Raw genomic sequence first — 11,821 nt, 5'->3', positions numbered from 1 at the left:
ATCCTGCACTCCCTGTCCGAGAGCATCACGCATCTGGAGCACGCCTGCCTGACCCTCGCCGAGCGGTGCGTGGCCGGCATCACGGCCAACACGGCGCAGCTGCGGGCCGCGGTGGAGAACTCCATCGGTCTGGTCACCGCCCTCAACCCGTACATCGGGTACGAGGCGGCCACCGGCATCGCCAAGGAGGCCCTGGCCACCGGCCGCGGCCTCCCGTACCCCGGTCAGAAAGCCCCTGATCGCGGCCAGTTCCCGTTCGTCGTACCCCTGCAACAGGCCCACCGCCCGGTCGATCAGGGGGCCGAAGTGCTGCCGGCCGAGGGCGATCGCGCTCTCGTCCACCTCGATGGTGACCTTGCGACGGTCCAGCTCGCCGCGCACCCGCCGCACATGCCCGGCCCGCTCCAGCCGGTCGACCAGTGCGGTGGTCCCCGCCGAGTTCAGCCCGAGCGCGGCACCGAGTCGCCCCGCCGTGGTCTCCTCGCCCGCGCGATAGGCGTCCATCAGGACGATCAGCGCCCGCACATCGGTGGGATGCATGCCGTTGCGCTGGGCGAACCGGGCGCTGTGCCGCCCCAGGTCGACGGTCACAGCGCGCAACAGATGGACGATCTCCATCTCCTCGTACCTCTGGTCGGGCACCCGCAGCCTCCGACTATCATCTCGCTCAACAAGTATCTCACTGAGCGAGATAATAAGGTGGTCCTGGCTCATGAGCGCTCGCGGTGCGTACGACATGGACGGCTTCCTCGCCGCCTACGACACGGTCATGGCCAAGTGGCCGACATCGCGTGAGGCCGCGACCGTGCCCACGCCCTTCGGTACGACGCACGTGAACATCTGCGGCCCGGCCGACGGCCCTCCGCTCCTCCTGCTGCCGGGAGGCGGAAGCCCGACCTCCGCCTCCTGGTTCCGGCAAGCCGCCGAACTCTCGCGCGTCCATCGGCTGTACGCCGTCGACCTGATCGGCGCCCCGGGCCGCAGCACACCGGCCCCCGGTCGCCACCCCCGTACGACCGCCGACCTGGTGTCCTGGCTGGACGCGCTCCTCAAGGGCCTCGGCCTCGCGGACACCGACCTGGGCGGGCACTCCTACGGCGCCTGGATCGCGCTGCAGTACGCCCTGCGCGCGCCCCACCGGGTGCGCCGTCTGGTCCTCTTGGACCCGACCATGTCCTTCGCCAAGCTGAAGTCGGCCTACGGACTGCACGCGGTGCGGATGGCGCTGCGGCCCACGCCCCGCCGGGTCCGGACCTTCCTGGAATGGGAGACGAGGGGCGTCCCCCTCGACCAGGACTGGCTCGCCCTCCAGGAGGCCGCCGTCGGCTTCCCCTCCGTGCGGCCGGTGGTGGGACCACGCCCGAAGCCGGGCGCGCTGCGCAGATTGGACCTGCCGGTCCTCGTGCTCCTCGCCGAGAACACCCGGACCCACAACCCGTCCAAGGTGGCCGCCCGCGCCGGAAAACTGCTGCCACACGCCACGACGGCCACACTGCCGAACGTCTCCCACCACGCCCTGCCGCACGCCGCCCCGGCCGAAGCGAGCCGCCGCATCACCGACTTCCTGACCGGCCCCGCCGGCTGAGCCCCGCCCACGCCGACTACGCAGTGCTGACCAGCACAACGGCTCCCACGGTCTCGACCCAGAAGTAGAACCAGGACGGGTAGAACGCCGACGGCCGCCGCTCCACCGCGCGGGCCACCAACCGCCCGAACGCCATCCCCGCCAGCGACACGGCCACCGTGATCACCACGCCGGACCGCAGATCGCCGGAGGCGCCGAGGGCCGTCCAGGCGAGGAGGGCACCGACCGCGACCCCGAATCCGCCGTAGACGGCCCTGACTTCGGCGCGGGCTTCCGGGACGGACAGCTCGATACCGAAAGGGCGGATGAGCGCCCTGGGAGCGACGAGCCCGAAGAGCCCCATACCCAGGAAGAACAGCGCGACGAGACCTGTGAAGAGAGAGGACATGGCGGCGAGCGTGCCGTCCGTGAGCGCGGGCCCTCAATTACCTCCCGGGTAATGACCTGGGCTACGGCCGAGCCGCGCCCCTCTGCTCTCCGCGACCCGCTTGACGTCGCGCAGGGACTCGGTGAGCCGCCGGGCCAGGTAGTGCACTTCCGCACTCGTCACCCGGCGTTCCGCGAGGAGTTCGTCGGCGTGGCCGAGGAGGTCGCCCGCCATGCCGAGCTGTACGTCCTCGATGTCGTCGGCGAGACGGGAGACGTAGCCGGTCCCGTCGCCGACGAGGTAGCAGGGCCTGCCCTCAGGACTCGTCCACGGCAGCAGCCGCCCTTGCTCAGGGAGCCGGGCGATTCGGTCTGTCATGTCTGTCGGCCTTCCCACCTGCGGTGAATGCGTTCTGTGCTGAATCACTCACAGAGTGGGGTCGCCCCTCGCTACGCTGCCAGGGGTCGGAACTTGACATCGCGTTTGTCAAGAAGAGGAGTGGGCCGCATGGACGAACGCCGCATGCTTCGAACGCCGCGTCAGAAGTACGGAGAGGAGCTGCGGCTGAGGCGGACAGCCGTCGGCCTCACCCAGGAGGAGCTGGGCGACCAGGTCGTGTGCTCACCCACGCTGATCAGCCACTTCGAGGCCGGGAGGCGTCTCCCGAAGCCGGATGACGCGCTGCGGATCGACCGGGCGCTGGGGACGGACGGGTTCTTCGCGCGGTGGCTGGAGGATCTGGAGTCGAAATACACCGATCACTTCGCCGCCGTGGCCGAGCTTGAGCAACTGGCTCTGCTGATCCAGCAGTTCGCGCTCTCGCTGGTTCCCGGAGTGCTGCAGAGCGACGACTACGCACGCGCTCTCTTCCGTGCGTACCGACCGAATCACACGCCCGAGGAACTTGACGAGCTCGTTGTCATCCGAACAAGGCGCCGCCGAATCCTCGACGGACCGGCGCAGCCCGTGGTCTGGACACTGCTCGACGAGGCGGTTCTTCGACGTTGTGTGGGCGGGCCGCAGGTCATGGCCGAGCAGTTGCACAAGATCGCGGACATGGCCGAGTCGGGACGACTGCGCTTGCACGTCCTTCCCTACGGCGTGGGAGCGCACGCGCTCATGCAGAGTCTGCTCACGCTCATGACCTTCGAGGACTCGGCCCCGGTGGCCTACGTCGAGGGCTTCCAGACCGGGAACTTGATGGACGATCCTGCCCTGGTGAGCGCCTGTCAGACCGCTTACGCTCTGGCCCTGAGCGACGCGTTGTCGCAGCAGGAGTCACTGTCCCTAGTCAGGGCGGCAGCGGAGGAACACGCGAATGGTCACCACTGAGCGCACCGTCACCGGGTGGTACAAGTCCAGCTACAGCGGCGGCGACCAAGGTGAATGCCTGGAAGTGGCTCGCGGCCGCACGGACATCCCCGTCCGAGACAGCAAAACCACCCCCGGCCCCACCCTCACCTTCTCGGCAACCGGCTGGACCGCCTTCGTCACCGCCCTCAAGGACGGCCACCTCACCGCCGCAAGCTGTAACTGACCAACGACGCCCCCACCACCGACCCGAACGCCGGCAGCAGAAACTGCGCGAAAGCCTCCCAGCCCCACACGATCCCCGCGCACGCCGCCGTGATGTTGATGGCCAGCGACATGATCCACAGGGCGACACTCTGGGCCTGGGGTGACATCGTTCCTCGTCGTGATACGGGTTGGCGGCGAATTCACCGGGCAAGGCGGAATCAGCCCGGGCCGGGGCTCGGCAGGGGGCGGAATTCCGGCATGGGTGTCCGGGTCAATGCGGGAAAGCCGGGGGTGTTCTTGTTCGGCGCGGAGGTTCCTGGCGCCACGACCGCGTGGTCCCCGGAAAGCCCTGGAGCCAGCACGAGCAGCGTCAATGTGCTCACGGCGCACAGGCCGACGAGGAGCGCTCCTGCGGTGTACGCGCGCCGAGGGGTGGTCGGGCCTGGGGGAGGCATCGGCATCACGGTCGCTCCGGAATCGGGTCCGCCCCCCTTTGGTGAACCCCTGGATTCTGACACGGGAAAGGAGTTCAAAAGGGCCAACCTGGATGCTTGAACTGTAAAGCTTCTGGTCGTCCTTGTGAATTCACCGTGAAAGGTGACCGGTTGACCGCATACTGATCGGTCGCTTATTCAAGGGCGTTGTCCTACCCGGGCGGTACGGTCCCACCATGACCGATCAGGGCGAGCGGCGACTGGCCACGCTGGAAGGCGTACTCGAGCGCATCACCTACGCCAACGAGGAGAACGGCTATACGGTCGCCCGGGTCGACACCGGCAGAGGCGGCGGCGACCTGCTCACGGTCGTCGGCGCGCTGCTCGGCGCCCAGGTCGGCGAGTCCCTGCGCATGGAGGGCCGTTGGGGGTCGCATCAGCAGTACGGCAAGCAGTTCCATGTGGAGAACTACACGACCGTCCTGCCGGCCACCGTCCAGGGCATCCGCCGCTACCTCGGCTCAGGTCTGGTCAAGGGCATCGGGCCGGTCTTCGCCGACCGGATCACCCAGCATTTCGGGCTGGACACGCTCCAGATCATCGAGGAGGAGCCCAAGCGGCTGATCGAGGTCCCGGGCCTCGGCCCAAAGCGGACCAAGAAGATCGCCGACGCCTGGGAGGAACAGAAGGCCATCAAGGAGGTCATGCTCTTCCTCCAGACCGTCGAGGTGTCCACGTCCATCGCCGTGCGCATCTACAAGAAGTACGGCGACGCCTCTATCTCCGTCGTGAAGAACCAGCCCTACCGGCTCGCGTCCGACGTCTGGGGCATCGGCTTCCTCACCGCCGACAAGATCGCCCAGTCCGTCGGCATCCCGCACGACAGCCCGGAGCGCGTCAAGGCGGGCCTGCAGTACGCGCTGTCGCAGTCCACCGACCAGGGCCACTGCTTCCTCCCGGAGGAGCAGCTCATCAAGGACGCGGTCAAGCTCCTCCAGGTCGACACGGGCCTGGTCATCGAGTGCCTGGCCGAGCTGGCCGAGCCGGGGGAGGACGGTGAAGAACCCGGCGTCGTACGGGAGAAGGTCCCGGGGCCGGACGGAGGGGAGCCGGTCACCGCCATCTACCTCGTGCCCTTCCACCGCGCCGAACTCTCCCTCTCCGCCCAACTGCTGCGCCTCCTGCGCACCGAGGAGGACCGGATGCCGGGCTTCCGTACGGTGGCCTGGGACAAGGCCCTCACCTGGCTGAAGGCACGCACGGGTACCGACCTCGCCCCGGAGCAGGAGGCCGCCGTCAAGCTGGCACTGACCGAGAAGGTCGCCGTCCTCACCGGCGGCCCCGGCTGCGGCAAGTCCTTCACGGTCCGCTCGATCGTGGAGCTGGCCCGCGCCAGGAAGGCGAAGGTCGTGCTCGCCGCCCCGACCGGCCGGGCCGCCAAGCGCCTGTCCGAGCTCACCGGCGCCGAGGCCTCCACGGTCCACCGCCTGCTGGAGCTGAAACCCGGCGGCGACGCGGCCTACGACCGGGACCGCCCGCTGGACGCCGACCTGGTGGTGGTCGACGAGGCGTCCATGCTGGACCTGCTGCTGGCCAACAAGCTGGTGAAAGCCGTGCCGCCGGGGGCGCATCTGCTGTTCGTCGGCGACGTGGACCAGTTGCCGAGCGTGGGTGCGGGGGAGGTGCTGCGGGATCTGCTCGCCGACGGGGGACCGATCCCGGCCGTCCGTCTGACCCGGGTCTTCCGGCAGGCGCAGCAGTCGGGCGTGGTGACGAACGCCCACCGGATCAACGCCGGCCAACACCCGGTCACCGACGGCATGAAGGACTTCTTCCTCTTCGTCGAGGACGAGACCGAGGAGGCCGGGCGGCTCACCGTGGATGTGGCGGCTCGTCGTATCCCGGCCAAGTTCGGGCTCGATCCGCGCCGCGATGTGCAGGTCCTCGCCCCCATGCACCGGGGCCCGGCGGGCGCGGGCGCCCTGAACGGTCTGCTCCAGCAGGCCATCACCCCCGGCCGCCCCGACACACCCGAGAAGCGGTTCGGCGGGCGGGTCTTCCGCGTCGGGGACAAGGTCACCCAGATTCGCAACAATTACGAGAAGGGCGAGAACGGCGTCTTCAACGGCACCGTGGGCGTGGTGACCTCGCTCGACCCGGTCGACCAGCGGCTCACTGTGCTGACGGACGAGGACGAGGAGATTCCGTACGACTTCGACGAGCTCGACGAGCTGGCGCACGCGTACGCCGTGACGATCCACCGCTCCCAGGGCAGCGAGTACCCGGCGGTCGTCATCCCGGTCACCACGAGCGCCTGGATGATGCTCCAGCGGAACCTGCTCTACACGGCGGTCACCCGGGCCAAAGAGCTGGTCGTCCTCGTCGGTTCGCGCAAGGCGATCGGCCAGGCGGTGCGCACGGTGTCGGCGGGCCGGCGGTGCACGGCACTCGATTTCCGGCTCGGATCGCACGGATCGCAAAAAAATGATCGATCAAACGAGTCGTGAAGGTCACAGAGGCTTCCGGATGGGGAACACAGGGGGCAGGATGAGCAAGTTGGCGGCACTCAGTGCCGTCAATAGGCCCGATGGTCGACCCCGAGTGCACTCTCCTGAGCCAAGTGGGGGATGGTAGAGACAGTCAGGGCAACCTCGAAGATGAGGCACAACGTCGGTGAGGGAAGACGTGAGCGACAACTCTGTAGTACTGCGGTACGGCGACGGCGAGTACACCTACCCGGTGATCGACAGCACCGTCGGGGACAAGGGCTTCGACATCGGGAAGCTCCGTGCCCAGACCGGTCTGGTGACACTGGACAGCGGTTACGGCAACACCGCCGCGTACAAATCCGCCATTACCTACCTGGACGGCGAAGCGGGCATCCTGCGGTACCGCGGGTACCCGATCGAGCAGCTGGCCGAGCGCTCCACCTTCCTGGAGGTCGCCTACCTGCTGATCAACGGCGAGCTGCCGACCGTCGACGAGCTCTCGACGTTCCAGAACGACATCACGCAGCACACCCTGCTGCACGAGGACGTCAAGAACTTCTACAAGGGCTTCCCGCGTGACGCCCACCCGATGGCCATGCTGTCCTCGGTCGTCTCGGCGCTGTCCACGTTCTACCAGGACAGCCACAACCCGTTCGACGAGCGCCAGCGCAACCTCTCCACGACGCGCCTGCTCGCCAAGCTCCCGACGATCGCGGCGTACGCGTACAAGAAGTCGATCGGTCACCCGTTCGTCTACCCGCGCAACGACCTCGGCTACGTCGAGAACTTCCTCCGCATGACCTTCTCGGTCCCCGCGCAGGAGTACGACCTGGACCCGACCGTGGTCTCCGCGCTCGACAAGCTGCTGATCCTGCACGCGGACCACGAGCAGAACTGTTCGACCTCCACGGTCCGCCTGGTCGGCTCCTCGCAGGCGAACATGTTCGCCTCGATCTCCGCCGGCATCAACGCCCTGTGGGGCCCGCTGCACGGCGGCGCCAACCAGTCGGTGCTGGAGATGCTGGAGGGCATCCGCGACTCCGGCGGCGACGTCGACACCTTCATCCGCAAGGTGAAGAACAAGGAGGACGGCGTCCGCCTGATGGGCTTCGGCCACCGGGTCTACAAGAACTTCGACCCGCGCGCCAAGATCATCAAGGCCGCCGCGCACGACGTGCTGTCCGCGCTCGGCAAGTCCGACGAGCTGCTGGACATCGCGCTGAAGCTGGAGGAGCACGCGCTCTCCGACGACTACTTCGTCTCGCGCAGCCTCTACCCCAACGTGGACTTCTACACCGGTCTGATCTACCGGGCCATGGGCTTCCCGACCGAGATGTTCACGGTCCTGTTCGCCCTCGGCCGGCTGCCGGGCTGGATCGCCCAGTGGCACGAGATGATCAAGGAGCCGGGCTCCCGCATCGGCCGCCCGCGCCAGATCTACACGGGCGTGGTCGAGCGCGACTTCGTTCCCGTCGAGGCCCGCTGAGGCTCGGTAACCGCAAGAGCCCCCGCATCCGACTGCCGGATGCGGGGGCTCTCGCGTAGCCCCCGAGAGGGGCGATCTCCTGCGCGATCTCTTACGTGATTTCTTACGCAATGAAGAAGGCGCCCCGGAACGCCGGTCCCCCCACGGGCCGACGGCCAGGGCGCCTTCCCAGTCCCGGTGCGGATTCCCCCCACGGGATCCGGCCGGGCGTCTGTGAGGACAGCGCCTGAATCGCTGTGAGCACAACGAGCAAAACTCGTCGTACCTCTGTCGTGTGCGATCTGCCGGGACAGCGCACGTCCGGGAGGGCCGCTCAAAGCTTCCCGGTGTGCGTGCCCCGGCAACGCATCTCTGGAGAAGTCCCCCAAGACATCTCCAGATGCCAGGTAACGCCCCCCAAGACGCTCCCTGACATCGTCAACTTAGACCTTCGAACCCCTTCGATGGTTACGTTCACATCACTGTGATCTGCGTCTCTTGCATATGTCCGTTAGCTGCGCAAGAGCCCGGAAATGCCGTCCGGGACTCAAGCGTAAGGATGATGCGCGAGCCTTGTGAAGAGCTTATGTGAGCCGGGCTCGGGACTCCAGAGGGGCTCATATCAGGTTCGCCGTGAACTTAGGGCGAATTCAGGGGACTTCACCGGAATGTCCGGAGACGGAGGCTGTTCGTGACGACGAAGACCGACGAGAAGGCCATCGCGGCCCCCGCGATCATCGGGTTCAGCAGCCCCGCGGCGGCCAGCGGCAGCGCGGCCACGTTGTAGCCGAAGGCCCAGACGAGATTGCCCTTGATCGTGGCCAGCGTCCGGCGCGACAGCCGGATCGCGTCCGCGGCCACCCGCAGGTCGCCGCGGACCAGCGTCAGATCGCCCGCCTCGATGGCCGCGTCCGTGCCGGTGCCCATGGCCAGGCCCAGATCGGCGGTGGCGAGCGCGGCCGCGTCGTTGACGCCGTCGCCCACCATGGCGACGACCCGCCCCTCGGCCCGCAGCCGCCGTACGGCGTCGACCTTGTCCTCGGGCAGGACCTCCGCGACCACCTGGTCGATCCCCACGGCCTTCGCCACCGTCTCGGCCACTGCCCGGTTGTCCCCGGTCAGCAGCACCGGCGTGAGTCCCAGCGCGCGCAGTTCCCGTACGGCCTCGGCGCTGGTCTCCTTGACCGCGTCCGCCATGGCCAGCACGGCCCGCGCCGTCCCGTCCCAGCCGGCCAGGACGGCCGTACGCCCGGCCCGTTCGGCCTCGTCGCGCGCGCGGGCCAGCTCCGGCGGTACGTCGTCGAAGAGCCGCCCCACGGTGACCTCACGGCCCTCCACGCGCCCGCGTACGCCCCGCCCGGGCACGCTCCGGAAGTCCTCGACCTCCGGGAGCTGTCCGGCCCTCTCCTCGGCGCCCAGCGCGATCGCCCGCGCGACGGGGTGCTCGGAGGCGTGCTCGACGGCGCCCGCGAGCCGCAGCACCTCCTTCTCGTCGGCACCCTCGGCGACGTACACCTCCTGGAGGGTCATCCGGCCCGTGGTGACCGTGCCGGTCTTGTCCAGGACGACCGTGTCGATCCGGCGCGTGGATTCCAGGACCTCCGGGCCCTTGATGAGGATGCCGAGCTGGGCGCCGCGGCCCGTACCGACCATCAGCGCGGTCGGGGTGGCCAGGCCCAGCGCGCACGGGCAGGCGATGATCAGCACCGCGACGGCCGCCGTGAAGGCGGCGACACCGTCGCCGGTCAGCCCGAGCCACGTCCCGGCCGTGGCGACGGCGATCAGCAGGACCACCGGCACGAAGATCCCGGAGATCCGGTCGGCGAGCCGCTGCACCTCGGCCTTGCCGTTCTGCGCGTCCTCCACCAGCTTCGCCATCCGCGCGAGCTGGGTGTCGGCGCCGACCCGGGTGGCCTCGACGACCAGCCGGCCACCGGCGTTGACCGTCGCGCCGGTGACCGTGTCCCCGGCCGTCACGTCCACCGGCACCGACTCGCCGGTCAGCATCGAGGCGTCCACCGCGGAGGCTCCCTCGACCACGGTGCCGTCGGTGGCGATCTTCTCGCCGGGCCGTACGACGAACCGGTCGCCGACCGCCAGCCGCTGTGCCGGGATCCGCACCTCGCGCCCGTCGCGCAGGACGGCCACGTCCTTGGCGCCCAGTTCCAGCAGCGCCCTGAGCGCGGCCCCGGCGCGGCGCTTGGAGCGCGCCTCCAGATACCGGCCCAGCAGGATGAAGGCGGTGACTCCGGAGGCGACCTCCAGATAGATCTGCGAGGCGCCGTCGCCGCGCGAGACCGTGAGCTCGAAGGGGTGCCGCATGCCCGGCATGCCCGCGTCACCGAGGAACAGCGCCCACAGGGACCAGCCGAACGCCGCCAGCGTGCCGAGGCAGACCAGCGTGTCCATGGTGGCGGCGCCGTGCCGGGCGTTCGTCCAGGCGGCCCGGTGGAAGGGCAGTCCGCCCCAGACGACGACCGGCGCGGCGAGCGTGAGCGAGAGCCACTGCCAGTTGTCGAACTGGAGGGCCGGGACCATGGCCAGCAGGACGACGGGCACCGCGAGGGCGGCGGAGACGGCCAGGCGCCGGCGCAGGGCCGAAAGGTCGGGGTCCTCCTCGGCGGCGGGTTCCTCCTCGCGCGGGGGCGCGGGCTCCTCGGCGGTGTACCCGGTCTTCACCACGGTGGCGATCAGTTCGGCGACCTCGGTGCCCGCGGGGTAGCTGACCCTGGCCTTCTCCGTCGCGTAGTTCACCGTGGCCGTGACGCCGTCCATGCGGTTGAGCTTCTTCTCGACGCGGGCCGCGCAGGAGGCGCAGGTCATCCCTCCGATGAGCAGCTCGACCTCGGCGAGCACCGGCTCGGGGTCCGGCGGTGCCTGGGCGGTGGTGCTGGTCATGTCCTTCACTCCAGGAGGTGGCGGGGCGCCCGGGAAGCGGAACGGGCCGTACGGGCCGGGGCGGCGGCTGTACGGCCCGTACGTCGGTACGAGTGCCAGGTCTGGAGCGTCTCAGGCCTGGCTTCCGGGCTCTCGCGCCCGGCTCTCGCTGAAGGCGGGGGTCAGGCCCTGCCGGCCAGCTCGAATCCGGCCTCGTCGACGGCGGCGCGTACGGCCTCGTCCTCGATCGGGGCCGCGGAGACGACGGTGACCTCGCCGGTCGAGGCGACGGCCGTCACCGAACTGACGCCGGAGATCCCGGAGATCTCGCCGGAGACGGCGCCCTCGCAGTGGCCGCAGCTCATGCCGCTCACCTTGTAGACGGTGGTGACGGGGCCCGTGGTGTCGGTCTGGGCGGTCATGTCGTTACTCCTCGTCGAGGCATGTGGGGCTGTGGGGCCCCATGGGGGTCCGCACATCTCCAACTGTACCCCTAGGGGGTATCAGTGGACGACGTCCTCGGCCAGGGGTCGCAGGTAGCGCAGGAGGGCGTCCTTCAGCTCCTGGATGTACGCCTCCCGCTCGGCGCCCTCGTGGGCCAGGATCAGCTCCAGGCCTGCCTTGTAGATGCCGACGCACATCTGGGCGGTGCGGGTGACGGCCGGGGCGGGCGCGTCGGGCGCGTACGGGGTGAGGAGCGCCTCGACCCGGGTGACCAGCGTGGTGTGCAGCGCGTCGTGCTCCTCGGCGATGCGCCCCGGGATGTCGGGGCCGTGCATCAGCACGAAGAAGGCCGGGTGGAGGCAGTTGAACTCGATGAAGCGGTCGACGGTCCCGGTGATCGCCTCCTCGATCGGGGTCACCGCGGGGTCGATCGGGCTGAGGACCTCGTCGTAGGACTGCCGCATCTCGTGCATGAGTCGCCCGCCCAGCTCGATCGCGATCGCTTCCTTGTTCGGGAAGAACTGGTACAGCGTGCCCGGCGAGACGCCCGCCTCGCGGGCGATGGCGTTGGTGCTGGCGGCCGTGTAGCCGGTCGTGGAGAAGACCGTGGCTGCGGCATCGAGCAGCTGGGTGATCCGGCGC

Annotated in this window: 11 protein-coding genes and 2 pseudogenes; 6 read left to right on the top strand and 7 right to left on the bottom strand. The window is 69.2% G+C overall.

The annotated features are described in order from the left end of the window. Window positions 1-213, top strand: a pseudogene (aspA, locus tag ACFTZL_RS31200) (aspartate ammonia-lyase); the annotation flags it as partial. Here the strand turns inward: aspA and ACFTZL_RS31195 are convergent. Continuing rightward, window positions 196-618: pseudogene (locus ACFTZL_RS31195) on the bottom strand (MarR family winged helix-turn-helix transcriptional regulator); the annotation flags it as partial. The pseudogenes aspA and ACFTZL_RS31195 overlap by 18 nt on opposite strands. Before the next feature lie 94 nt (window positions 619-712). Here ACFTZL_RS31195 and ACFTZL_RS31190 point away from each other — a divergent pair. Further along, window positions 713-1,585 carry an alpha/beta fold hydrolase gene (locus tag ACFTZL_RS31190; protein WP_382589353.1) on the top strand — a complete coding sequence of 291 codons (873 nt, stop codon included), beginning with the start codon at window positions 713-715 and terminating at the stop codon, window positions 1,583-1,585. Between the two features lie 16 nt (window positions 1,586-1,601). On the opposite strand, the gene ACFTZL_RS31185 is transcribed toward ACFTZL_RS31190, so the two are convergent. Both ACFTZL_RS31185 and ACFTZL_RS31180 read right to left on the bottom strand, forming a co-directional pair. After that, window positions 1,602-1,973, bottom strand: coding sequence for a DUF4345 domain-containing protein (locus tag ACFTZL_RS31185; RefSeq protein ID WP_382589350.1), 372 nt, complete (start codon window positions 1,971-1,973; stop codon window positions 1,602-1,604). A 33-nt stretch (window positions 1,974-2,006) separates the two neighbouring features. Next, the gene (locus ACFTZL_RS31180) at window positions 2,007-2,330 is read right to left on the bottom strand and encodes a hypothetical protein (protein WP_382589348.1); all 324 of its coding nucleotides are present in this window, start codon (window positions 2,328-2,330) and stop codon (window positions 2,007-2,009) included. A gap of 129 nt (window positions 2,331-2,459) precedes the next feature. Between ACFTZL_RS31180 and ACFTZL_RS31175 the strand changes: the two genes are divergently transcribed. After that, window positions 2,460-3,284: a Scr1 family TA system antitoxin-like transcriptional regulator gene (locus ACFTZL_RS31175; protein ID WP_382589345.1), complete on the top strand. Its 825-nt coding sequence runs from the start codon at window positions 2,460-2,462 to the stop codon at window positions 3,282-3,284. Next, a complete protein-coding gene (locus ACFTZL_RS31170) occupies window positions 3,271-3,489 on the top strand; it encodes a DUF397 domain-containing protein (RefSeq protein ID WP_382589342.1) in 219 nt (72 codons plus the stop codon). The genes ACFTZL_RS31175 and ACFTZL_RS31170 overlap by 14 nt, the downstream gene beginning before the upstream one ends. Here the strand turns inward: ACFTZL_RS31170 and ACFTZL_RS31165 are convergent. Further along, window positions 3,467-3,637, bottom strand: coding sequence for a hypothetical protein (locus ACFTZL_RS31165; protein ID WP_382494143.1), 171 nt, complete (start codon window positions 3,635-3,637; stop codon window positions 3,467-3,469). The two genes, ACFTZL_RS31170 and ACFTZL_RS31165, sit on opposite strands and share 23 nt — an antisense overlap. 503 nt (window positions 3,638-4,140) lie before the next feature. Between ACFTZL_RS31165 and ACFTZL_RS31160 the strand changes: the two genes are divergently transcribed. Continuing rightward, window positions 4,141-6,411, top strand: a complete 2,271-nt coding sequence (locus ACFTZL_RS31160; protein WP_382589339.1) for an ATP-dependent RecD-like DNA helicase — start codon at window positions 4,141-4,143, stop codon at window positions 6,409-6,411. Window positions 6,412-6,589: 178 nt separating this feature from the next. Beyond that, entirely contained in the window at window positions 6,590-7,879 is a 1,290-nt protein-coding gene (locus ACFTZL_RS31155; RefSeq protein ID WP_184592880.1) for a citrate synthase, read from the top strand. A gap of 639 nt (window positions 7,880-8,518) precedes the next feature. Here the strand turns inward: ACFTZL_RS31155 and ACFTZL_RS31150 are convergent. The 3 genes from ACFTZL_RS31150 to ACFTZL_RS31140 all read right to left on the bottom strand — a co-directional run. After that, window positions 8,519-10,756, bottom strand: a complete 2,238-nt coding sequence (locus tag ACFTZL_RS31150; RefSeq protein WP_382589334.1) for a heavy metal translocating P-type ATPase — start codon at window positions 10,754-10,756, stop codon at window positions 8,519-8,521. A 161-nt stretch (window positions 10,757-10,917) separates the two neighbouring features. Next, window positions 10,918-11,157, bottom strand: coding sequence for a heavy-metal-associated domain-containing protein (locus ACFTZL_RS31145; RefSeq protein WP_382589331.1), 240 nt, complete (start codon window positions 11,155-11,157; stop codon window positions 10,918-10,920). Window positions 11,158-11,238: 81 nt separating this feature from the next. Beyond that, window positions 11,239-11,821 (bottom strand): TetR family transcriptional regulator (locus ACFTZL_RS31140; protein WP_382589328.1); only part of this gene is annotated, 583 nt, incomplete at its 5' end.

Source organism: Streptomyces sp. NPDC056948 (assembly GCF_042674225.1).
Taxonomy (GTDB): Bacteria; Actinomycetota; Actinomycetes; order Streptomycetales; family Streptomycetaceae; genus Streptomyces; species Streptomyces purpurascens.
This window is presented reverse-complemented; position numbering and strand designations above follow the sequence as displayed.